The organism is Phaeobacter sp. 11ANDIMAR09 (assembly GCF_001294455.1).
GTDB lineage: Bacteria > Pseudomonadota > Alphaproteobacteria > Rhodobacterales > Rhodobacteraceae > Pseudophaeobacter.
Map to the genome: position 1 here is coordinate 59,231 of NZ_LIKT01000015.1, position 24,279 is coordinate 83,509.

General features: G+C 58.3%; 15 protein-coding genes and 1 pseudogene. All 16 read left to right on the forward strand.

Annotated features, from left to right (window positions below; genetic code table 11):
- The 16 genes and pseudogenes from tssF (at position 1) to AN476_RS13695 (ending at position 24,245) form a co-directional block, all read left to right on the forward strand.
- Positions 1-1,878: a type VI secretion system baseplate subunit TssF gene (gene tssF / locus AN476_RS13625; protein WP_054462151.1), complete on the forward strand. Its 1,878-nt coding sequence runs from the start codon at positions 1-3 to the stop codon at positions 1,876-1,878.
- Positions 1,842-2,879, forward strand: a complete 1,038-nt coding sequence (gene tssG, locus AN476_RS13630; protein WP_054462152.1) for a type VI secretion system baseplate subunit TssG — start codon at positions 1,842-1,844, stop codon at positions 2,877-2,879. Before tssF ends, tssG begins: the two co-directional genes overlap by 37 nt.
- Before the next feature lie 25 nt (positions 2,880-2,904).
- Positions 2,905-5,628: a type VI secretion system ATPase TssH gene (gene tssH, locus AN476_RS13635; RefSeq protein WP_054462153.1), complete on the forward strand. Its 2,724-nt coding sequence runs from the start codon at positions 2,905-2,907 to the stop codon at positions 5,626-5,628.
- Between the two features lie 50 nt (positions 5,629-5,678).
- Entirely contained in the window at positions 5,679-6,926 is a 1,248-nt protein-coding gene (locus AN476_RS13640) for a hypothetical protein (protein ID WP_253279899.1), read from the forward strand.
- Positions 6,927-6,997: 71 nt separating this feature from the next.
- Positions 6,998-7,852: an ion transporter gene (locus AN476_RS13645; protein ID WP_054462154.1), complete on the forward strand. Its 855-nt coding sequence runs from the start codon at positions 6,998-7,000 to the stop codon at positions 7,850-7,852.
- Positions 7,845-8,318 (forward strand): annotated as a pseudogene (tssB, locus tag AN476_RS23390) (type VI secretion system contractile sheath small subunit); the annotation flags it as partial. The gene AN476_RS13645 and the pseudogene tssB, both read left to right, overlap by 8 nt.
- 546 nt (positions 8,319-8,864) lie before the next feature.
- Complete coding sequence (locus AN476_RS23570) at positions 8,865-11,738, forward strand: type VI secretion system contractile sheath domain-containing protein (RefSeq protein WP_371257352.1); 2,874 nt, start codon at positions 8,865-8,867, stop codon at positions 11,736-11,738.
- 75 nt (positions 11,739-11,813) lie between these two features.
- A complete protein-coding gene (locus AN476_RS13655; RefSeq protein ID WP_054462155.1) occupies positions 11,814-13,925 on the forward strand; it encodes a type VI secretion system Vgr family protein in 2,112 nt (703 codons plus the stop codon).
- 9 nt (positions 13,926-13,934) lie between these two features.
- Complete coding sequence (locus AN476_RS13660; protein ID WP_054462156.1) at positions 13,935-14,558, forward strand: hypothetical protein; 624 nt, start codon at positions 13,935-13,937, stop codon at positions 14,556-14,558.
- Between the two features lies 1 nt (position 14,559).
- Positions 14,560-14,859 (forward strand): PAAR domain-containing protein, encoded by a 300-nt coding sequence (locus AN476_RS13665; RefSeq protein ID WP_054462157.1) that lies wholly within the window; start codon positions 14,560-14,562, stop codon positions 14,857-14,859.
- A gap of 7 nt (positions 14,860-14,866) precedes the next feature.
- Complete coding sequence (gene tagH, locus AN476_RS13670) at positions 14,867-16,387, forward strand: type VI secretion system-associated FHA domain protein TagH (RefSeq protein WP_054462158.1); 1,521 nt, start codon at positions 14,867-14,869, stop codon at positions 16,385-16,387.
- Between the two features lie 40 nt (positions 16,388-16,427).
- Complete coding sequence (gene tssK, locus AN476_RS13675; RefSeq protein WP_054462159.1) at positions 16,428-17,768, forward strand: type VI secretion system baseplate subunit TssK; 1,341 nt, start codon at positions 16,428-16,430, stop codon at positions 17,766-17,768.
- Positions 17,769-17,837: 69 nt separating this feature from the next.
- On the forward strand, positions 17,838-19,271 hold the full coding sequence (gene tssL, locus AN476_RS13680) for a type VI secretion system protein TssL, long form (RefSeq protein ID WP_054462160.1): 1,434 nt from the start codon (positions 17,838-17,840) through the stop codon (positions 19,269-19,271).
- Positions 19,268-22,840, forward strand: a complete 3,573-nt coding sequence (tssM, locus tag AN476_RS13685; protein WP_054462161.1) for a type VI secretion system membrane subunit TssM — start codon at positions 19,268-19,270, stop codon at positions 22,838-22,840. The genes tssL and tssM overlap by 4 nt, the downstream gene beginning before the upstream one ends.
- Positions 22,840-23,526 carry a type VI secretion system-associated protein TagF gene (gene tagF / locus AN476_RS13690; RefSeq protein ID WP_054462162.1) on the forward strand — a complete coding sequence of 229 codons (687 nt, stop codon included), beginning with the start codon at positions 22,840-22,842 and terminating at the stop codon, positions 23,524-23,526. Before tssM ends, tagF begins: the two co-directional genes overlap by 1 nt.
- Positions 23,523-24,245 carry a PP2C family serine/threonine-protein phosphatase gene (locus AN476_RS13695; protein WP_054462163.1) on the forward strand — a complete coding sequence of 241 codons (723 nt, stop codon included), beginning with the start codon at positions 23,523-23,525 and terminating at the stop codon, positions 24,243-24,245. The genes tagF and AN476_RS13695 overlap by 4 nt, the downstream gene beginning before the upstream one ends.
- Positions 24,246-24,279 lie beyond the last annotated feature (34 nt).

The window sequence follows — 24,279 nt, forward strand, 5'->3', positions numbered from 1 at the left end:
ATGGATACCCGCCTGCTGGGCCACTATGAGAACGAGCTGAATTACCTGCGCGACATGGGCGCAGAGTTTGCGGCGGCCTACCCTAAGATTGCCTCGCGCTTGGGCATGGAAGGCGTCGAGGTCCTTGACCCCTATGTGGAACGCTTGCTTGAAGGCGTGGCCTTTTTGTCCGCGCGTGTCCAGCTGGAGCTGGAGCTCCAGTATCCGAATTTCACCTCTAACCTGTTGGAAATCATCTATCCGCATTATCTGGCTCCGACGCCGTCGATGATGATTGCGCATTTTGAACCGGACCCCAGCAACTCGGCGGTCAAAAGCGGCTATGTGATGCCGCGCGGTTCGGTTCTACGCTCGCGCCTTGATGAGGGCGGGCAAACGCCCTGCGAGTTTCGCACCGCCGCCGACCTGACGCTTTGGCCGCTCGAGATTTCCGAAGCGCAGTATATTGATGGGCGCGGCGAATTGGTGGCCGCAGGGGTGGCTGCTGGCTACGAGGCCCGGGCGGGTATCCGGCTCCGTCTGAAACGCTCGGACGGGGAGCCGCTGCGGGATCTCGATATGGATCACCTGCAGATCTATCTGGGCAGTGCTGCAGGCAACAGCTGGCCGCTGCTTGAATTGCTGTGCACCCAGGTTCAGGGGATCGTCGCACGTTCAACCGACCGGCGGGCCGATTGGCACCTGCCGTTGCCCCAGGGGCGCATCGTCCAAAAAGGCTTCTCGCGCGAAGAGGCACTATTGCCGGTGCCCGCGCGGGTCTTTGATGGCTATCGTTTGTTGCAGGAATTCTTTGCCATGCCCGAGCGGTTTCGGTTTATCGAGCTGCAGGGCTTGCGCCCGGCGCTGGACAAAGCCGAAGGACCCGAAGTGGACCTGTATATTCCACTGCGGGAAGGGATGCGCGACATCGCCCCCGTGGTGATGCCAGAGGTATTTCAGCTCAATACCATTCCTGCGGTGAACCTGTTTGAAAAACGCTGTGACCGGGTGCGCCTGACGGTGCGTGATACTGAACATCAGGTTGTTCCCAATCGAACCGCTGGTCTGGATTTTGAAATCTACGCTCTGAAAAAAGTCACTGGTATCAGTGGTGAGGGAGCCGATGATGTGGAGTTTCGCCCCTTTTATTCGGCAGATGATTTCACGGCATCCGGTGAAACCCACCCGGCCTATTACACTCTGAAACGGCGCATGCGGGAACGATCGGAAAAGGAGCGCCTGCGTGGCGTACGCTCTTCTTACCTCGGGTCAGAAGTCTATCTGACCCTGGTGGACCGGACCCAGGCCCCCTATGGGCCGGATCTGGAACAACTGGCAGTTCAGGCTCTGTGTACCAACCGGGACTTGCCGCTCTTGCTGGCGACGGGCAACGAGAATGTATTTCACCTGCCCGAAGGCGGGCCGGTGAAACAGATCAACCTGCCGGTTTCTCCCACCCGCCCGCATCCCTCTCTCGCGCAGGGGGATACGGCCTGGCGGCTGATTTCGCATCTTAGCCTCAATTACGTGTCGATTGCCGACAGTGGGCGGGGCAATGCGGCCGAGGCTCTGCGCGAACTGGTCGGGCTTTATGCGCCTCTTGGCAACCGGGTGACGGAAAAACAGCTGGAAGGGATTGTTTCGGTCGCAAGCCGCCCGATCGTGCGGCGCATGAGCGATGAGATCCTGTCGACGGCAGTGCGCGGGATGGAGATCTCCATTGGCTTTGATGAGAGCTTTTTTGAAGGCAGCAATATCTATGCACTGGGAGCCGTGTTGGAGCGGTTCTTCCACGGTTACGCCAGCATCAATTCATTTACCGAAACGGTTCTGACAACCGAAAAACGAGGGGAAATCGCCAGATGGCGACCGCAAAAGGGCCTGGGCCGAATGATCTGAGCCTCTTTGACCGTTTGGTCGAAGCCCCTGAGGAACACCATGTTTTTCAGGCCCTCAGGGTATTGGAGGCGCATTATTCTGATGCGCCCCGGCTCGGGGAGAGTCGTCGCCCGCGGCAGGATCCACTGCGCCTGGGCCAAGAGGCAGAACTCGCCTTTCCGCCCTCTTCGATTGCTGATTTCACCCCCGCGACCAAAGAAGGGCCCGCGCGGCTGACCAATCGGTTCTTTGGCCTCTTTGGGCCGCAGGGACCGCTGCCGCTGCATCTGACCGAATTTGCCCGCGATCGCAAACGCAACCACCGCGACCCGACGCTGGTGGGTTTTGCCGATATGTTAACGCACCGGATGATGTCGCTGCTCTACCGTGCCTGGACCGAGGGTGCACCGGCGGTGAGTTTTGACCGTGACGATGACCCTTTGGCTGATCGTGTCGCGGCTCTAGCGGGTTATCATGGCAAAGGGTTGAAAGATCGCGACGAAATGCCTGATCTCGCCAAGCTGCATTTCACCGGCATTCTGGGACAGGGGACCAAAACCCCAGCGGGCCTGGTGGCGATGCTGTCCGATTTTGTTCAGGTGCCGGTTCATCTTGAAGAATTTGTCGGCAGCTGGTTGCAGCTGGAACCGGATGATCGCTGGCAAATGGGGCGCGGGCAGGGAGGCTTGGGCCAGAGCACCAGTCTGGGCGAAAAGGTCTGGAGCCGCTCTTCCAAGTTTCGCCTGCGTATCGGCCCGCTGACCCTGGAAGACTATGAACGGCTGCTGCCGGGAGGCGCAACGCTGGACCGTCTGCGCTCGATTGTGCGCAGCTATGTCGGCGACTTTCTGGATTGGGATGTGAACCTGGTGCTGGCCGGAGACGCCGTGCCCAGGTCTAGCCTTGGTGGTGCAACCCGGCTGGGGCACACCAGCTGGATCCGCAGTCGGCCGGATCCGGACAAGGACCCGGCGGATGTCGATGATTTGTTTTTATACCCCGGCCTCAGCTCGGGGATTTAAGAGTGCCTTTAGGGAGTGAAGTACCATGACCGAGATCAGCCGTGTGGCGCTATTCGGAAAGCTCAACAAACTGGGCTATCAAGCGGTAGAAGGGGCAACCGTGTTCTGCAAGATGCGGGGCAACCCCTATGTGGAACTGGTCCATTGGATGCATCAGCTTTTGGCGCAGCAAGACAGCGATATGCACCGGATCATTGCGCATTACGGTCTCGATACTGGCAAGATCGCCACCGAAATGACCCGTGCTTTGGACCTGCTGCCGCGTGGCGCTTCGGCGATTTCGGACCTTAGCGATCATCTGATGGATGCGATGGAACGCGGCTGGGTCTGGGGCTCGCTGCTTTACTCAGCAAGCCAGGTGCGCAGTGGCTATCTGCTGTTGGGGATGCTGAAAACGCCTGCCCTGCGCAATATCCTCGCCTCGATTTCGCCGGAACTTGCTAGCATTGGCGCCGATGATTTGGCGGATAACTTTGCCGAAGCCACGGATGGCTCCCCCGAGGCGGGCATGTCGGCGCAGGACGGCAGCAATGTCACCGGTGGCGGTGCCGAACCCGGAGAGGCTTCGGGAGCCATGGCGCCAGGGGCCATGGGCAAAGGTGAGGCGCTGGAGCAGTTCTGTACGGATCTGACCGAACAGGCCCGCAGTGGCGAGATCGACCCCATCGTCGGGCGGGATGAAGAGATCCGCCAGATCGTTGATATTCTGATGCGGCGGCGTCAGAATAACCCGATCCTCACAGGCGAAGCAGGCGTCGGCAAGACTGCTGTGGTCGAGGGCTTTGCCCTGCGGATTGCCCGTGGCGACGTGCCGCCTGCCTTGCAGAACGTGCGGCTGCTATCGCTCGATATTGGGTTGTTGCAGGCTGGCGCTTCGATGAAGGGTGAGTTTGAAAACCGCCTGCGCCAGGTGATTGACGAAGTTCAGGCCAGTGCAGACCCCATCGTAATGTTTGTCGATGAGACCCATACCTTGGTGGGGGCTGGCGGTGCGGCGGGCACTGGTGATGCGGCCAATCTTTTGAAACCGGCCTTGGCGCGCGGCACACTGCGCACAATCGGAGCCACCACCTGGGCCGAATACAAGAAATACATCGAAAAGGACCCGGCTCTGACCCGCCGTTTCCAGGTGGTGAAAATTGATGAACCTTCGGTGCCCAAGGCGGTGCTGATGATGCGGGGCATTGCCTCGATGCTGGAAAAGCATCACCGGGTGCAGGTTCTGGACGAGGGGATCGAGGCGGCCGTCAACCTGTCGGCGCGCTATATCCCGGCAAGGCAACTGCCGGATAAATCCGTGAGCCTGCTGGATACGGCTTGCGCCCGCGTCGCCGTCAGCCAGCACGCGGTCCCAGCCGAGGTTGACGATAGCCAGCGACGGATCGAAGCGCTGACCACCGAGCTGGAAATCATCGGCCGGGATGAAAGCGCGGGCTATGATGTGGCGGACCGGCGCGAGGCAGTTACCTTGGCAAAGAGCGCTGAAGAAGACCGGCTTACAGGCCTGACAGAGCGTTGGGACAAGGAGAAAGCGGTGGTCCAGGAGATCCTCGACCTGCGCGCCAAACTCCGGGAGGGGGCCGCGCCCGTGGACGCCGCGCCGGATGCTGGGGAGGAGGGTGCCGAGGGCGCATCGAACAGCCCGCTCAGCGAGGAGGATCGCGCTGCACTGATGCAGCAACTAAAGGAAAAGAACACCGAGCTGGAGGTTCTGCAGGGGGATTCCGCCCTCATTCTTCCCATCGTGGATCACCAGGCCATTGCCAGCGTGGTGGGCGATTGGACCGGTATTCCCGTTGGGCGCATGGTCAAGGATGAGATCGACACCATTTTGCATCTCGAGGACCATCTGGCCAAGCGGGTGATCGGTCAGGATCACGCGATGAAGATGATCGCCAAACGCATCCAGACCAGCCGTGCCGGGCTCGATAACCCCAACAAACCCATTGGTGTCTTTATGCTGGCGGGCACCTCAGGTGTGGGTAAGACCGAAACCGCCCTGGCTCTGGCCGAGGTGCTTTACGGCGGCGAGCAGAATGTGATCACAATCAATATGTCCGAATACCAAGAGGCCCATACGGTCAGCTCGTTGAAGGGCGCACCGCCTGGATATGTCGGATATGGCGAGGGCGGTGTGCTGACCGAGGCGGTGCGGCGCAAACCCTATTCGGTGGTTTTGCTGGATGAGGTGGAAAAGGCACACCCAGATGTGCACGAGATCTTTTTTCAGGTCTTTGACAAAGGCGTCATGGAAGACGGTGAAGGCCGGGAGATCGATTTCAAGAACACCTTGATCCTGCTCACCACCAATGCTGGCTCTGACATGGTGATGGACATGTGCTCGGATCCGGATCTCTTGCCAGAGTCCGACGGCTTGGCCAAGGCGCTGCGCGATCCGCTGCTCAAGGTTTTCCCACCTGCGCTTTTGGGGCGCATGGTGACCATTCCCTACTATCCGCTGAGCCCAGACATGATCGGTAAGATCACCAAACTGCAATTGGGTCGGATCAAAAAACGGGTGGAAGAAGCCCACGACGTGCCATTTTCCTACACCGAAGCCGTTGTCGACAAGATTGTCGAGCAATGTCAGGAATTGGAAAGCGGTGGTCGGATGATCGACGCAATTGTGACCAATTCCATGCTGCCGGATATCTCCAATGAATTCCTGCGCCGCCTGATGTCCGGTCAGGACGTTGCTTCGGTGGCCATCGACGTCACTGAGGGGGAATTCTCTTATAGTTTTGATTGAGGTGCAGTCTGAATGACGGGGTGATGTAACGAGGAAGGGGAGGAAAGGGCATGGTTAAACATGTTGTGATGGATCTGAAGAATCTGGATATCAAGGTGTCCGGTTTGGAGTTGGTCGAGCCGCCAAAACTGTCTTTCAAGGTGGTGATTGAACTCGACAAAAAGATGGAGAAGGGCACCGAAAAAGACCCGCTGTTGCAGCAGGAGTTCCACGCTGCCGCCAGCGAAGTGCTGGAACAGACCAAGACGACCATCGAAAGAAAGTGCAAGGTGTTTGATCAGGCCTTTGTTCAGATGGTGAACAAAGGTGCCTCTGACAAGGACATGCAAAAACAGCTCAAAGGGCTGAACGACGCTATCAAGAATGACGTTAAGGTGGCCGAGAAGGGCGCGGAACTGGCGGCGCAAAAGGCCTGGAGCGACCTGCAGAAAAAGAAAAAGGAATGGTCCAAATTCAAGATCAAGGTGGCGGTCTCGATTGCCGGGACTTTGGCCGGTCTCGCGGTCAGTATCGCAGCTATGGCGACTTCTCCCTTTTCTGGCGGCGCTGGTGCGGCCTTTGCCATTATTGGCTTTATCAAATCCGGTGTGACCCTGGCCAAGGATGTGGGCAAGCTGGCAATCAACATCGAGCAGTCCAAGGTGATCTTGGTGAAAAACCTCGCCGTGGTTGAAAAAGCCGCCTCCAACCCGGCGCTGAATGCCACCAATGAAGTTTCAGCTGCGGTGTTTCAGGAATTTCTTGGGGTGTCGCAGCCTTCGGTCAAAACCGTTGAGGAAGCCGCGGATACGCTGAAGGCAAAATACGCCCAGATGATCGTCAAGATGCATGATCTCTCCAAAACCCTGGCAAAGATCCTGAAGGAACAGGACAAGCTCAAGAAAGAGTTTCTGACCGAAGTCGGCAAGAAGCTGAAGAAGCACCCGATCAAGGACAAGAGGGCGCAGCTGGTGATGATTAGCAAGGCTTTGGATACGGCGTTGGCCAAGAATTATGAAACGGTGCAAAACGCCATTGACCGGATTCAGATCATGTATGGAGAGACCCGCAGCTGGGCGGATAAGATCAAGGATCTGATGAAGCGGGTGAAGGCGCTGACCATCAAAGATCCCAAGGCGCTGAAAGTTTTTCGCGAGGCCCTGAAATTTGCAGCACTTGGCCTGTCGCCAATCGACGGCAACTCCATCGCCACTGGCACCAAGGATCTGGCGCTTGGTGTTGGCGGTGCCGTTGGTGGCTATGCCTATGACAAGATCACCAGCAAGGCCCTGGACGGGACGGTCTTTGACGCTGCGTGACGGGGCTCCCAAGAAACCCGGGCGCCCCCGTGGTGCCCGGCATAACGCATTGAGCTGACGGAGAAAGAACTGTGGACGAGAGCGCGCAACATCCAAGGACCCTACAAGACCGCGCCCGCATCTTTGTCGAGCGCCCCGTGGTGACCAATTCCATTCTCGGGATCATTATCTTCAATGCCGTGACGCTGGGCCTGGGGACTTCGGATCTGGTGAATGCCCATGTTGGCGGCCTGCTCGCCGTGGTCGACAAGCTGGTGCTCACGATTTTTGTTGCTGAGCTGGCGCTGAAACTCTTTGCCTATCGGGTCAAATTCTTTGCATCGGCCTGGAACATCTTTGATCTCTTGGTGGTTAGTGTCGGGCTGTTGCCGGACCGGCAAGGTCTCTCGGCTTTGCGCGGGCTCAGGGTTATTCGGGCGCTGCGACTGCTGTCCGTCATCCCGCAGATGCGCAAGGTGGTGCAGGCTTTGCTGGATGCGCTGCCGGGCATGGGCGCGGTGATCGTGATGATCTCAATCGTCTTCTATGTCTTTGGGGTGATGGCCACCTTGATGTATGGCGCGACCTTTGACGAATGGTTCGGCACCCTGGGGCGCTCTTTGTATTCGCTGTTCCAGATCATGACGCTGGAAAGCTGGTCCATGGGTATCGTGCGCCCGGTCATGGAGGTCTACCCCATGGCCTGGTCTTTCTTTGTGCCCTTCATCGTGATCACCGCCTTTTCGGTCCTGAACCTCTTTATTGGTTTGCTGGTCAACACCATGCAGCAGGCTGTGGAGGCCGAGGCCGAAGCGGAATTTGAGCAGCTGCGGGATCTGGTGCGCAAGGAAACCGATGTAGTGGATGCCCATGTTCTGGAATTGCACGCCGAGCTAAAGGCGCTGCGTCAGGAGCTGGCAGCGCTCAAGGGAGGTGACAATGGTTGATAGTGCGCAGAAATTCATCGGTCGCAACCGCGCGCCGCGGGTGCAGATCGAATATGATGTGGAACTCTATGGCGCCGAAAAGAAGGTGCAGCTGCCCTTTGTCATGGGGGTGATGAGCGACCTTGCAGGCAAGAGCAAAGCACCGCAACCGCCCATCGCGGATCGCAAGTTCCTAGAGATTGACGTCGATAGTTTTGACAGCCGCATGAAGGCCATGGCGCCAAGGGCGGCCTTTACGGTTCCAAATACCCTGACGGGCGAGGGCAATATCGCCATTGATCTCACCTTTGAAAGCCTGAAGGATTTTAGTCCCGGCGCTATTGCCTCCAGGGTTGATAGCCTGCGGCCTTTGCTGGAAGCCCGTACCCAGTTGCAGAATCTGATGGCCTATATGGATGGCAAAACCGGGGCCGAAGAGCTGATCGAAAAGATCCTGCATACCCCAGCACTGTTGTCGACGCTGGCGCAGGGGGCGGCTGCCTCTGACACAGATCAGGCCAGTGCTCTGGACAGTCTGCGTGGGCAGGCCCTGCCTGAAGCTGCGGAGGAAGACCCAAGCTCTGATGTGCTTGCGGCCCTGTCGGCCAGCGCTCCGGCTCCCAAGGTGCTGGATGACGACGTGAGCGATGCGCTTGCCTCGCTTTCCGCAAATGCGCCGGGGGAAACTGTAGATCCGCAGGCCGCAACCGACGCAGCATTGGCTGCCCTTGCCTCGGCAGCGTCTCAAGAAGCCGCTCCGGGGCATGACGGGGAGGCTGCTTTGGCCGCATTGCGTGATCTGGAACCAGTTGCCGAAGAGGGACCTGACGAGACTGCGAATGCCTTGGAGGATCTCGCGCGCTTTGGTGACGCGTTGCAGGATCAAGAGCGCCCATCCAATGAAGCGATCCTTCAGGATTTGGCAGAAACTGCGGCTCCTGAAATCGCAGAATCTGATCAGGTCGCGGATATTCTGTCTGGTTTGGAGACCGCCGACCCTGATCCTGTGGAAAAAGAAGACGATCTCACAGAGGTGCTTGGGTCTCTGGAACAGGCGGCCCCCCCGAAACAGGCGGCAGAAGAGGATGGATCAGACGAGGTCCTAACGGATCTGGCCGCGCAGGAGGTTGCGCCCGCTCCCGAAGAGGAGGACCTTGCCGCGCTTTTGGGTGATCTTTCTGCGGCGGCACCCGAGGATGAAAGTGGCGAAGATTCCGATTTGGCGGAGATCCTGGGAAGCCTGGAGGTGGCGGAGCCGGAGCCATCCGCAGAGGTTGAAGAGGCTCTGGCTGATGTACTGGCCAGCGTGCCCCAAAGCCCCACAGCCGACGGGGAGCAAGACGCGCTTGCCGATATTTTGGGCGGGCTGGATCTGGATGAGGCGGCAGAGCAAACTCCGGAAGATGCGGATCTTCAGGGCCTTCTGGGCGAGATGTCGACGTCGCCACAGGACGCTTCGGATGATGCGGTTGCGCTGGACGATGTGCTGGCAGGATTGGAGCCAACCGCAGAGCAAATCCAAACGGATGGCGGCAATGCTCTGGATGATGTCCTGTCAGGTTTGGCTGCAGATGTTCCTGTTGAAGACGCAACCGATACTTCAGATGAGCTCAGCCTTGAAGGACTGTTGTCCGATCTGGATCACGGTGGGGATAGCTCTGCAGATGCTGCGGATGTGGACAGTATTCTGGCCGATCTTGAAAGTGACGCGGATCATGGTGACCGGGCCGAGGGTGGCGCGGTGAGCTTGACGGAGCTTTTGGGCGGGTCGGATAGCTCAGAGGAAGATCTGGACGCTTTGCTTGGCGCTTCCGAAACGGGGTCGGGCGCTTCCGAAGATGCGCTCGACCTGGATGATCTCCTGGGTGACTTATCGGCAGGCCCCGATGACAGCCCAGGTGGTGTAGAGCCGGACGAGAACGATGCGCTAGATGATCTCTTGGCAAATCTGGACGGTGACGACATGGCGTCTGAACTGGCAGAGGGTGCAGGCGGTTTAGATCTTCAGGATGATCTGTCTGATCTGGATGATTTGCTGGGGGATCTGGAAACTGATGCGCCATTGGTGGATACTGCCGAGATACCCCAGCAAAGCCAGACTGAGACGCAGGCGGGTCTTGCGGAACCTGTGTTTGCCTATGGTACGATCAGCGCAGCGCGCCCAGAGCTGATCCGCAAGCGGTTTCGCATCGCTCTGTTTGGCGATTTTTCTGGTCGTGCGGCCCGTGGTCAGATCGAGATTGGCGAGGCCTTGGCACGGCGGCCCGCAATCCTGCTGGACCCGGATACCCTCGAAGAGGTGATCGAAGGATTCGCCAGTGAATTGATCCTGCCGATTGGCCGAGAGGACGGGGGGATTTCGGTCAAGCTCAAGGATTTTGACGATCTGCACCCGGATGAGCTGTTTGAAAATGTTGCTCTGTTCTCGGAACTGGTGGGCCTGCGTGATCAGCTGCAATCGGGGGTGACCGTCGACCATGCCAGCCGCACGCTGGCGGCATGGGCCGAAAGACATGGGACCCCGGTTCGGGCTCCCAAACGCAGCTCAGCCAGCAATGCCATCCCGGCTGACCGGCGATTGAGTGCCTTTCAACAGCTGATCGGAGATCGCGACAACAGCCTGCGCGAAGCCTCTCCAATTGAAGAGATGCTGGCCCGTGTCGTCGGCCCCTATATCCGCGCTCTGCCCAGTCCAGAGGTGCCCGCGATGCAGGCGGCGGTTGATGCTGCTCTGTCGGATGCGATGCGTCTGGTCCTGCATCACCCTGAGTTTCAGGCGCTGGAGGCACAGTGGCGTGCGCTGGATCTGATCGCCCGCTCAGTCGAGGTCGACGATAGTCTTGAAGTGGTGCTTTATGATGTCTCTGCCGAAGAACTGGCCGCGGATCTGGCGGCACAGGATGATCTGACGGGCTCTGGTTTGACCCGATTGTTGACCGAGGAACCGATGGATCCCGACCTGGGGCGCGGCGGCTATTCGGCTCTGATCGGTCTCTATGGATTTGAGGAAACCCCACCCCATGCGGAATTGCTGGGCCGGATCGCGCGGGTGGCTGCCCATGTGGATGCGCCTTTCTTCAGCAGCCTGTCGCCGGAATTTTTGAAAACGGCCAAGAAGGACCGCCCCGCGGTAGTGGGGAAGGCCTGGGATACTCTGCAACAGATGCCCGAGGCCGGGCATCTGGGGCTGGCCAGTCCCCGATTCTTGCTGCGGCGTCCCTATGGCGCCAAGAGCAATCCTGTGGATGCCTTCGAGTTTGAGGAATTCACCGAAGGTGAGGGCTTGAAGGGGATGCTCTGGGGCAATCCGGCGGTCTTGGTGACAATCCTGTTGGGGCGCTCTTTCAAGGAAAATGGCGCGTCGATGCAACTGGGTTCAATTATGTCGCTGGGGGGCATGCCCTATCACACGGTCAAAGACCGTTTTGGGGATCAGGTGGCACTGCCCTGCACCGAACGCAACATTGATTTGGATAAAATCGCTCTGGCCAATGAACGTGGCCTCATGGCGGTGAGCGCGGTCAAGGGCCGCGACGAATTGCGCCTGACTTCGTTTTTATCAGTGGCCGGGAGCGAGGTTCTGGGACCCTGGAGCGGGGTTCCAGCGCCAGCGCCTTCGCCTGCAGACCCGCGCGCGAAAACTGGAATCGCGCCCTCTGCACCAACCGAGGACGCGCCAGCAGAGACCTCCGACTCGGAACCGGATGATCTGGACCTGAGCGATCTGGGGCTTGATGATTTGGGACTGGAAGACCCCGCTTCGGGCGGTGGTGATGCGGTGGCGGATGACGGAGACTTGGATGATCTGGATGCCCTATTGGCGGGGTTTTCTGAGGACACGCCAAGTGATGAGGACGATGAGGAAGAGATGGACGCCGAATTGGCGGCCCTATTGGCAGATTTGTAATGACGAGATTTGATTTGGCAGCGGTGTATTTTCACCCAGTTTTTAGCCCGGTCCTGACCGGGAAAAGGAGGAGCCATGGTTGAGAGCAAAGCACATGACAGTGACATGGTGTGGATGTCCGGCAGCTATTCTGTCCGGGATCTTTTGCTGAAACGCGCCATCGTGCGCGAAGGCCTGAGCAAATTGACCGAAACCACTGTTGAGTTTCAGTCAAAGAACAAAGCAATCAAACTGGAAGATATCGTTGGTCAGACGATGAACCTGCATGTCCAGACCGAGGACCAGACGGATCAGAAATTTTCCGGGTTGTGCATTTCAGTTGAAAATATGGGGTTTCGGGATGGCTATGGGCTCTATGTGGCAGAGGTGCGCCCCTGGTTCTGGCTGTTGACGCGCACCACGGACAGCCGTGTGTTCCAAGAGCTTTCTGCGGTGGAGATCATCAAGCAGATCTTTAGCGAAAACGGTTTTAGCGATTTTCGTGACCGGTTGAGCGAAAGCTATGAGCCGCGCGACTATTGCCTGCAGTATCGCGAAACTGATTATGACTTCATTTGCCGCCTCATGGAGGAGGAGGGGATTTACTTCTATTTCGACAGCTCCACGGATAAAAACGCCGCCGAGAAGCTGGTGCTCTGCGATGGCATGAGTGGTCACTCGCCGGTGAATGGCAAGTCACAGGTCGAGTTCCACGCCCGAGATGATCGGGATCGGCGGCGCGAAGATCATATCTCGGAATGGGCACAGGAAGAGGTGATCACTACTGGCAAGGTGACCCTGAATGATTTTGACTTCTTGTCTCCTGCGGCGGATCTGAAAGTCAAAAACGCCATTCCCAAAGGCAGCCACAGTCACAAGGACTTTGAGCACTACGACTATCAGGGCCATTATCGCAAGGACACTGGCCTGGGCAACAAACGCGCGCGGGTGCAGATGGAGGCAGAGGCCATTCGCCACAAGCGCTGGCGCGGCGCCGCCAGTCTGCGGACCCTGGGAACCGGCTATACCTTTCAGTTGAAAAACCACCCGGATAAGCCAGCCAATGGCGAATATCTGGTGGTGGATGCAGTGCATTACCTGCAGGTGGCTGGGGATTACAATGAGCGCGAAAAACGTACCACGCAGGCGGCAGAGGCGGGCGAAATGCGCCATGATATCAAGCCGCGCAACATGGATTTTCCAGAAGAAATCAAAGGTGATGCCTATGCCACCACCTTTGGCGCCATAGAAAAGCACGAACAATACCGCGCGCCTCTTACAACCAAATGGCCACAGGTGCCGGGTCTGCAAACGGCCACTGTTGTGGGCCCAAGTGGCGAAGAGATCCTCACCGACAAACATGGGCGGATCAAGATCGAGTTCCATTGGGACCGAGAAGGCAAGGCCGATGAAAAATCTTCTTGCTTTGTGCGCGTCGTGACGCCCTGGTCCGGGAAAAACTGGGGCATGGTTGCGGTGCCGCGCATTGGCCAGGAGGTCGTTGTGCAATTTGAAGATGGCAATCCGGACCGCCCAATCTGCACAGGCATGCTGTATAACGCCGATACCATGCCGCCCTATAACTATCCGGACGACCAGACACAGTTGGGGATCAAGACCAACTCCTCTAAAGGGGGCGGCGGCTACAATGAGCTGATGTTCGACGACAAGAAGGGCGAAGAACTGATGCGAGTGCAGGCCGAAAAAGATCACCAGATGCTGATCAAGGACCGCTCTGCCGTGACCATCGGTCTGGATGCGCCGGAACCGGACGCACCGGGAACGGATGAAAAAAGCTATGCCATGACCGTTAAGCAGCACATGGATGAGGTGGTCAAAAGCGGCAACCGCACCGAAGTGGTCGAGACGGGTGACAAGGCAGAGACCATCGAGAAGGGAAATATGACCCTGGATGTGAATACCGGAAACTTGACCGAAACCATTGCCAAGGGCAATCATGACGAAACAGTCAGCCTGGGCAATATCTCGGTGGATGCCACGGCAGGCAAAATCAAGATGACTGCTGGTCAGGAAATCCTGCTTCAGGTGGGGCCCACGTCGGTAAAGATCGACAATTCGGGGGTGACGATCAAAGGGCCCATGATCAAAGTTGAAGGCAGCGCCATGGTGGAAGCCAAAGCTCCAATGACAACCGTCAAGGGGGACGCCATGCTGACCCTCAAAGGCGGCCTGACGATGATCAACTAGGTGGGAAATATGTCAGAGAATTTTGAAAACCTGGTCAAGCTCCCCGCCGACCCTGTCGCAAAACTGCTGTCGCATGCCAATGTCCTGCTGAAAACGCCGCTGCAATCGCCGCCAACGGCCAAAGCCGGAGTGGTACTTCAGGAGCTTTACGAAAAAGAGGCCTTGGTTGATCTGCTACGTTTGCTGGGCGTGTTGTTGCCCCCGCGTGAGCGGGTCTGGTGGGCCTGTATGGCCGCGCGAGATTATATCGGGCCGCGCTCGGACAAGGACCCGGCATCGCTGAGCTGTTCAGAGGCCTGGGTACGTGATCCGAGTGAGGAAAACAGGGATGCGGCGCGTCTGACGCTGGATCACGCCTATGTCGATGATGACACCGTGCACTGTGCGCTTTCAGTGCTCTATGCCCCGGGCACATTGGGGCCGGGGGATCTTAACCAATATCCGGCACCCGCGGGGGCTTCGGAAGCAGCGGCCTTTGCAATGAATATGGTAGCATTGAGCCAATTGTCTGATAAGTTTGAAGAACACGGCCGTGTTTTGGTCGCACGTGCATTGGATATTGCACGTGGTGGTAATGGACAGGGGAAGGCCAAAGCAGCCGCCCCTGATCCGGGTAACGAGAAGGAGGCCTGAAATGGGTATGCCACAGGCGCGGTTGTCGGATCTGCATGCGTGCATGTTACCCTCGATCCCACCGCCGCCGGCTTTGCCGGTTCCCACACCTATTATGCCTCCCTGTGCGGTTACGGTTCTGGTGGGCAAACTGCCCGCAGCCCGGCTCAGCGATATGTGTACCGCAGCGCCGCCACATCCCATTATCAAAGGGTCTGCGACAGTATTGATCAACAAGCTGCCCGCGGCGCGTATCACGGATAACGCCGCCTGTGGCGGTTTGATCGTCAAGGGTGAGTTCACTGTGCTGGTGGGAGGATAAGCGACCCATGGGGGTGACACTTAAGTTTCAGAACTCCGGCGCGATGCCAGGCAACGCGGCCCCTGTTTCCATGTTGGGTCCCAGTCTCACAATAGGGCGGGGCGACAGCAATGATATGGTTCTGCCGGATCCGGATCAGCTGTTGTCGCGAAACCACTGTGCCATCGAAGATCATAACGGCAATGTGGTGGTGGTTGATCTCAGCGCCAATGGCACCTTTCTGAATTATTCCAAAATTCCGCTGGGGCGCACACCGACCCCTCTGAACAGTGGCGACGTGCTCTGTATTGGCAGCTATGAGCTGGTGGTCGAAATCACCAGTACGTCGACTGCTCAGATGATTCCGGAGGCCTTGGCGGATGCTCCGGTCTCTCCTGGTGTGGCGGGGAATGCGCCCGATCCGCTTGCGCTATTGGAGGATGCTGGCCCTGCGGGGGACTTCCTGGATGATTTGCTGGGCTCGTCCAATCCCACCGGACCATCGCAGCTCAACCCGGTTGACCCGATTGATGACCTGTTGCCGCCTTTGGGTGAAGAGGAAGATCCGTTTTTTCAAAAACCCAGCGACGGGCGGGAAGGCGAAGGGGCAAGCCTGTCCAGTCATTCTGCCTCGACCGCAGACAGCTTTGCCGCGCCTGCAGCGCATGCACCGATAATCCCGGATGACTGGGATGATGATTTCTTCTCGGGTATCGCAGACCCTGCGACGCCTGAACCGGCTGCTGAACCTGTGCCTCACCCGGCGGAACCGGTTGCGGCGCGCCCGGAACCCGCGCCTGTTGCGTCCGCAGCCAGTCCGGTGGAGGCCGCGGATCCATTTGCCGAACCTTCCGATACTGCAGCTACTGCATTGGATACGCGTACGGAAATGGCGGCAGAACAACCGGCAACCAAAGACGCGCCAAAACCCAGCAAGACGCCCCCTGCGCCCCCTGCGGAGCCGACATCAGATTCGGTCTCTTCCTTTTTGCGTGGTCTTGGCATGGAAGAGGCGCTGTTGGGCGATGAGGACCCCTCCAAATCTATGGGCCGTATGGGGCGGGTGCTGAAAACTCTGGTCACGGGGTTGCGGGAAATTCTGATGACCCGCACCTCGATCAAATCGGAATTCCGCATCGAACAGACAATGATCTCGGCCGGGGGCAATAACCCGCTGAAGTTTTCAATCACCCCAGAGCAGGCGGTGGAGGCGATGCTGAAACCTGCCACCAAGGGGTATCTGAGCCCTGAAACCGCTGCGGAAGAGGCGCTGAAGGATATCAAGGCGCATGAGGTTGCCATGGTCACTGGCATGGAGGCGGCGCTCAAAGGCGTCTTGGCGCGGCTCGATCCAAAGGCGCTGGAAGCTCAGATCGAAGACAAGGGTGGGCTAAGCGGTCTCTTGCGCGGCAAGAAAGCCCGCTATTGGGATGTTTATGAGCGGTTGTTTTCCGAGATTTCGGATCAGGCCGAGAATGATTTTCATGACTTGTTCAGCCGCGAATTTGCGCGGGCCTACAAGGCGCAGCTGGACAAATTAAAAGACTGATCCGTGCTGTTTTGCATGGGCTAATTGAAGGGAGAACCAGGTGTCCTGGGACAGCAAGGTGCTTTGGACTGAGGGGCTATTTTTACAGCCGCATCATTTCCAGCAATCAGATCGCTATACCGAAGGCCTGGTGGCAGGCCTGGCCCGTCGTCTTGCCCCCTATGCCTGGGGGGTCAACGCCTTGGAAATTGACCATGAGGCGTTGAAAATTGGCCAGTTCGCGCTCAAATCCTGCGAAGGATTGACCCATGATGGTTGCATTTTTCGGGTGCCAATGGCCGATCCGCATCCTCCAGCACTGGAGGTGCCCACCACCATAAAGGACTGCGTTGTCTATCTGACGGTGCCGCAACGCCGACAGGGGGCGGTCGAGGTGGATCTCAGCGGTGCAGAACGATCGGCGAGCCGTCTGCGGCCTGAAACCCAGGAAGTGACAGATGTCACCAGTACCGAGCGCAAGCCGGTGCCGTTAAGCGTCGGCAAAATGCGGCTCCAGTTTGCGCTTGGCGTTGATGATATGGCGGATCTTTTGGCGATTCCGGTTGCGCGTATCATCGAGGTGCGCTCGGATAAAGAGATCGTGCTGGATCAGGCTTTTATCCCCTCCTGCCTGGATGTGCGCGCGGCCTCGGTTCTGCGGGACTTCCTGCGCGAACTTGAAGGTTTGCTGGCGCATCGGATGGAGGCTCTGTCAGGACGTCTGGCAGAGGCAGGGACCGCGCGGGGCGCGGCGGATGTTTCTGATTTCATGCTGTTGTCAGTGGTGAACCGGATGTTGCCGATGATCCGCCATCTGCGCCAGATCGAGAACCTGCACCCCGAGCGGCTCTATATGCTTTGTGCGGGTCTGGCCGGAGAGTTGTCTGGCTTTATGTCGACAGATAAGCGTGCGCCCGAACTTCCCTCTTATACGCATGACGATCTGATGGGGTGTTTTGCACCGCTCATTCGTGTGTTGCGCCAGTATCTCAGCTCGGTTCTGGAACAGACGGCCATCGCCATCAAACTGGAGGAGCGCAAATTTGGTATTTCGGTCGGGGTGATTGCCGATCGTAAACTGCTGGGCAGTGCCGGATTTGTCCTGGCGGTGAGCGCTGACCTGCCGGCCGAAGATGTGCGGCGGCATTTTGCGGGCCAGGCGAAAATCGGCCCGGTAGAAGAGATCCGCCAGCTGGTCAATTCAGCCCTGCCGGGGATTACACTGCGGCCCCTACCAGTGGCGCCGCGCCAGATCCCCTATCATTCAGGGGTGGTTTACTTCGAGATGGATGCCGACAGTCCCTATTGGCGTAAGATGACCACCTCGGGTGGTGTGGCTGTGCATGTGTCCGGGCAATATCCGGGGTTGAAAATGGAGCTTTGGGCCATTCGCAACAGTTGAGGCCAAGTGATCTATTCGTCCTCCACCCGGGTGGGGGATTTTAGTAATTTTGTGAGTGGGTAAGAGATCATGGGTGATTATGACGATCCCTTTGCGGAACCGGGCGATACCGATAAAACGGTGATCCGCCCCAATCCCGGTGGCCGCCGCCCTGCGTCTTCCCCGGCGGCGACACCAATGCCCGGCGCCGTGCCCACAGGTGGCCCAGAGGCGCCTACCGGTACAGGCCAGGATGCCTTTGGCGTGCCGCAGGCAGTAGCCCAACGCAGCCAATCCGCCGGATCTGCAGGTGGACAAGCCACGCCGATGGCGTTGACCGGAATGAATCCTCTGGCCGCCTGCGCCTCAACTCTGTTTGCATTGATCAGCCGCATTCGCAATCGCGCCCAGCATATGGATCCGGACGGGTTGCGCAAAAACGTGGTTGCCGAGGTGCGCGCCTTTGAAAACCGGGCTTTGCAGGCGGGTATTGCCGCCCAGACCGTCAAAGTCGCCCGCTACGCGCTCTGCGCGACATTGGATGACGTGGTGCTGAACACCCCCTGGGGCGGGCAATCCAGCTGGGGGCTACAGTCCATGGTGGGGACTTTTCACCGGGAAACTGTGGGGGGTGATCGGTTTTACGATCTGCTGGCGCGGCTCGAAAAAGAGCCGGGCGCAAATATCGATATGTTAGAGTTTCTCTATATGTGCATGTCGCTGGGGTTTGAAGGACGTCTGCGCATTGAGCAGGGCGGCTCTGAAAAGCATCTGCAAATTCGTGCGGCTCTGGCGCGAATCCTGCGCAATCAGCGGGGGCCGGTAGAACGGGATCTCTCCCCACATTGGGAAGGGGTGGTGAAGCCCTTCAAGGTGCTTTCAGCCTGGCGTCTGGTTTGGATTGCCCTGGTGGTTACATCGGCCCTGTTGCTGGCCGAGTTTCTGGGACTCAGCTGGGTACTGTCCAACCAGACCGGAAATGTGGTGGGCCAGCTGAGCATCGTTGATTCCGGGCCGCGGGTGGAGCTGGAGCGTCGGGCACCGCCGCCACCTCCGCCGCCGCCAATACAAACCCTGGAAGAACAAGTGGCAAAGGTCGCGGGTTTTCTGGAACCAGAGATCGCAGAAGGCATTGTTCAGGTTTTCCAGAAGGGCAATACGCTGATCATCCGACTGGCGGGATCGGGGATGTTTGGATCTGGATCAGACCAGTTGAGCACGGATTTCAAGACACCCGTTGCCCGCGTTGCTGAGGCATTGAATGGTGAAAAAGGCCAAGTTATTGTGGCGGGTCACTCTGATAATATTCCGATCCGGTCTTCGCGCTTTCCCTCCAACATGGCGCTGTCCTTGGCGCGGGCCAAATCAGTGATGACGGGTATGGCCCAGGTCTTTGACGATCCAAGCCGTCTTTCTGCCGAGGGGCGCGCTGAAAAAGAACCCATTGCAGACAATGGCACCAAAGCCGGGCGGGCCAAGAACCGCCGTATCGAGATCTTGCTGGTGCAGGAGGTTGACCAATGATCCGCCGTTACTTTTTACCGCTGTTCCGGTCGCTTTATTCGGCGCTGATCCTTCTGGCAATCGCGCTCTCCGCCTGCACCTGGTTCTTTGCGCCCTATATCGGCAGTGCCGACTGGCGCCCCTTTGACAGTATTCAGGCGCGGGTGATCACCATCGTGGTGATCTGGGTGATAATCCTGTTTATTATTGGGCTGGTGTTCTGGCTCAGACGGCGACGTGACCGTGCCATGGCTGACGACATGGTAGAGGCCGTCGATACCGGTAATGATGACGATGTGACGCTTGAGGAAATTGGCGAGCTACGCGGCAAGTTCAAGCAGGCCATGGCAGAGCTACGCAAGTCCAAAAACGGCCGCCGCCATCTCAATGTCCTGCCCTGGTATGTGATTATTGGTCCGCCTGGATCGGGAAAGACCACGGCGATTGTCAATTCTGGCCTGCAGTTTCCTCTGGCGGATAAGCTGGGAAAGGCGGCCATTGGCGGTGTCGGCGGGACGCGCAATTGCGATTGGTGGTTCACCAACGAGGCAGTGCTGATCGACACGGCCGGGCGCTATACCACACAGGAGAGCGATGCCGAGGCTGACAATGCCGCTTGGCTCGGCTTTTTGGGATTGCTGAAAAAATATCGCAAGCGTCAGCCGATCAATGGGGCCATGGTTGCGATTTCCTTGTCGGATCTTTCGCTTCAGGACGAAGTTACGCAAAAGTCCCATGCCCAGGCCGTGCGCCGCCGTCTGTCCGAGCTGCGTGAGCGGCTTGGGGTGCGCTTTCCTGTCTATGTCTTGTTCACCAAAGCGGATCTGATTGCCGGTTTCCAGGAATATTTTGACGCCCTTGGCAAAGAAGACCGCGAGCAGGTTTGGGGTTTTACCCTCCCACTGATCAAAGGCAAGAAAGACCCAGCTGCGATCGAGCATTTTGACGATGAGTTTGCCGCGCTCCTGGGGCAGATGAACGCGCAGCTTCTGGAAAAGATGCAGACAGAGACCGATCACCAGCGCAGGGCGCTGGTTGCGGGGTTCCCCTCTCAGGTTGCCTCGATGCGGGCGGTCGCCAAAGAGTTCCTGACCGAGGTATTTCAGGACAATCGCTATGAGCAACGCCAGATGCTGCGTGGGGTCTATTTCACCTCGGGCACTCAGGAGGGCACCCCAATTGACCGTTTGATGCTGGGCATGGCCCAGACCTTTGGCATTGGGCGGCAGGCGATCGGGACGGGGCAGGGGACGGGACGCTCCTTTTTCCTCACCCGTCTGTTTGAGGGGGTCATGTTCCCCGAAGCTGGACTGGTTTCCGCGGATGACAAGGTGGAGCGCCGGTATCGCTGGACGCGACGACTGGCGATTGCGGCCACAGTTCTGGTGGCCGTGGCCATGGGTGGGCTCTGGGTGAACTCCTACCTCAAGAATGCCGAGTTCATCCGCACCGCCGAGGCAAGTGTGGTTGAGTATCAGGCTCGGGCAGCGACCCTGCCATCCAGTCCGGTGGGCGATACCGATCTGGTGCCAGTTGCTGAGGCTCTCAATCTGCTGCGCGATATGCCGGGGAATCCTGTGCTGTCAGATCCAAGCCCGGAACGCGCCATGACCTATGGGCTGTATCAGGGGGAGATTATTGGCACACAAACAGCGCAGACCTATCGCGCAGCGCTCAATCAACGGCTGTTGCCGCGTCTGTTAGTGCGTCTCGAAGAGCAGATTGAAGGCAATGTGAATAATCCCGATGTGCTGTATGAAGCGCTGAAGATCTATCTGATGCTGGGGCTGCAGGGGCCGATGAATCCGGACCTGATCAAGGAATGGATGCGACTGGATTGGGAATTGGTCGCCTATCCTGGCGCGGCGCGGACGCAGTTGCGCAGCGATCTGATGGATCATGTGTCGGCGCTGCTCTCGCAGCCGATGGAAGAAATTGCTCTGAATGGACCTTTGGTCGCCCAGGCGCAGAATATCCTGTCGGAAATGCCGCTGGCCCAGCGGGTCTATAACGGTATCGTCAATTCCAACCAGGCGACGAGCTTGCCAAAATGGCGTCTGACGGAAATCGGCGGCCCTTCGGTGAAACGGGTTCTGGTGCGCAGCTCGGGCAAGCCGCTGAACGAAGGCGTCGAGGGAATTTTCACCTATGACGGCTTCCACAATGTCTTCCTGCCTGAAGCGGTCAGCGTGTCCGAACGGGTGCAAAATGAAGCTTGGGTCTTGGGTGAACGCGCGGGGGACGGTCAGAGCGAGGCGGCGCTATTGGCACTGAGCCGTGATGTGCTGGATCTCTATTACAACGATTATATCAGCCGTTACGATCAGGTGCTCGGTGACGTGGATATCATCCCTCTGGAGTCGCTCAGCCATGCGGTTGAGGTGACAAATGTTCTATCGGGTCCAACTTCACCCATCATGAACATCCTGACCGAGATCAGCCGCGAGACCCGTCTGGCCGAGGATCGCTCTGCTTTGGATTCTGAATCCCTGAACGAAGGCGTTTCGCAAATCGTTGGCATTGAGACGCGTTCGGGCCTGTCAATTCAGGGGCAGATCCTGCTGGAAGCCCTGATGAAATCTGCAGCCAATGCACCAGGAGAGGCTCCTAAGCCGCCCGGGGCCTATGTGCAGGAACGCTTCCAGTGGTTGCATGATCTGGTGGTTCGGATCGAAGGTCAGCCCTCGCGGCTGGACGATCTGATGGGCTCCCTGCAGCAGGTCTATCAAGAACTGAACAAGATGTCGTTCAGTGGCGTTGCTTCGGGGGAAAGCGGTCAGGCGTTGCTGCAGTTCCAGCAGACGGCTTCGCGAATTGACGGTCCAATCCAACGTTGGGCCACGCAGATCTCAACCGGATCGTCGGGGATCACCTCCGAAGGCACACGGGCCTCGATCAACGCGCGTTGGCAATCCGCTGTGCTGCCGTTTTGTCAAAAGGCCCTGGACAACCGCTATCCGTTCAACCGGCGTGCCCGTGCAGATGTGGCGATGGCCGACTTTTCCAAACTCTTTGCTCCTGGCGGGCTGATTGATGGGTTCTTTGATGAAAACCTGCTGAAATACGTCGATACCCGGAGCCGCCCTTGGACTTGGAAGCGGGTGAATGATGTGGATCTGGGGATCAGTCAGGCGGTCTTGCAGCAGATGCAATATGCCGCTGAAATCCGCGATGCCTTTTTCAATGGCGCGACCAATCCCTCGGTAAAATTTCAAATCACACCTAAGGCGCTGGACCCCAAGGCCAAGGAGGTGCTGCTGGAAATCGACGGAACAAAAGTCAGCTATAACCATCGGATGGGGCAACCCACGCCAGTTTCTGTAAACTGGCCCGGATCGGTTGGCCTGGCTCGGATTACGCTACTTCCGCAGCGGCGCGGCAATGAGAACAGCATGTCGCGGGATGGACCCTGGGCCTGGTTCCGTTTGCTGGACGCCGCTGAGGTGCGGCGCACCAATGTCAGCGATCGGCGCCGGGTGAATTTCCGGGTAGGTGGCCGATTGGCCCTGTTTGAGCTGCAATCCGGATCGGTGGTCAATCCCTTTGCCCTGCCCGCCATGGCAAAATTCCGCTGCCCGAAGTCGATGTAATGGCGGGCGGGTTTGGAGCCTTTGGCAAGATGCCCGATGTCGGAGATTTCTTCCGGCTCAATGTGACGGGTGGTTTTGTGAGGGTCTGGGATAACTGGCTCCAGCAATTGCTGATGGAGGGGCAGGCTGGGTATGGGGCGGGCTTTGACACCCATTACATGTCGGCGCCGCTTTGGCGGTTTGCCCTACCCGCGGGCAAGGCAGGCCCAAGTAAGATCATGGGGGTCTTGATGCCCTCGGTGGATCGTGTCGGGCGACGCTTTCCACTGACACTGGTTTTGCCCTTGGAGACGCCGGGCCCCGTAGCGCTGGACCATCTGCGTGAAGGTGCCCTGTTTGAAAGACTGGAGGATATCGCTCTTTCGACGCTGGAGAATGGCATGTCCATAGATCGTCTAGAGGCGGAGTTACAGGCGCTGGAGGTGCCGGGGCTGAAAGCTTCGGTGCCATTGAGGCAAGAAACAGGGGTGTTGGTTCTGACGGGCGGCGGCAATGACGTCGCAGAGCTTGCGCCGCAACTCGCCGGTGCCCTCTTGGCCAAAGAGGTGCCAGGCGGCGGCGTCTGGAGCACTTATCTTGAGAGTGGTCCAAGAATGATGATCACAGCAGATCTGCCCCTGGGACGGGCAGGCGCCGGATTGTTTGATTTGGCAGCACCAATTTGGCGGGAGGCCCAACCGATATGACAAATGGCAGGACATACCGCTATGTGGCGCAGACCCATGTCGGGCTGAAACGCCGGGTAAACGAGGATGCAATCCTGGCTCTGCCGGATCACAATATCTGGATGGTTTCCGATGGGATGGGGGGGCATCAGGCTGGCGATTTTGCCAGCGCTTTGATCGTCGATGCGGTTGCTACGCTACCAATTGGGCTGGACCCGACCGCAAAAATGCATGGCTTGCGGGAAAAGCTGCAAGAGGCACACAGGGCGATCCAGGCTGAGTCTCAAGCCCGTGGCGGCAGTACCATTGGCGCGACGGTGGTGGCGCTTATTCTGGCCAATGGCCATTTTCTGGGCCTCTGGGCCGGGGACAGTCGACTCTATCGGCTGCGAAATGGCGTGATCGAGCTGTTGACCAGCGATCACTCCGCCGTGGCCGACTATGTTCTTGCGGGCAAAATGGACTGGGACGAGGCAGAGCAACACCCGCATTCCAATGCCATCACCCGCGCGGTCGGGGTGGGCGAGGAATTGGAGCTGGATAAGATCCGGGGCGCGGTGGAACCCGGGGATCGTTTTTTGGTCTGTTCGGATGGGCTGACCAAATACGCAACATTTCCTAAACTGCAGCAGGTGCTGTCGTCGGCCCCACTGGAAACTGTTGGAGATCAGCTGTTGCAGATCGCGCTGGATGGCGGCGGAACAGACAATATCTCCCATATCATCGTGGATGTGGTCTGAGGCCAGGCCCGGGACAGACCCTAGCCGGACCCAA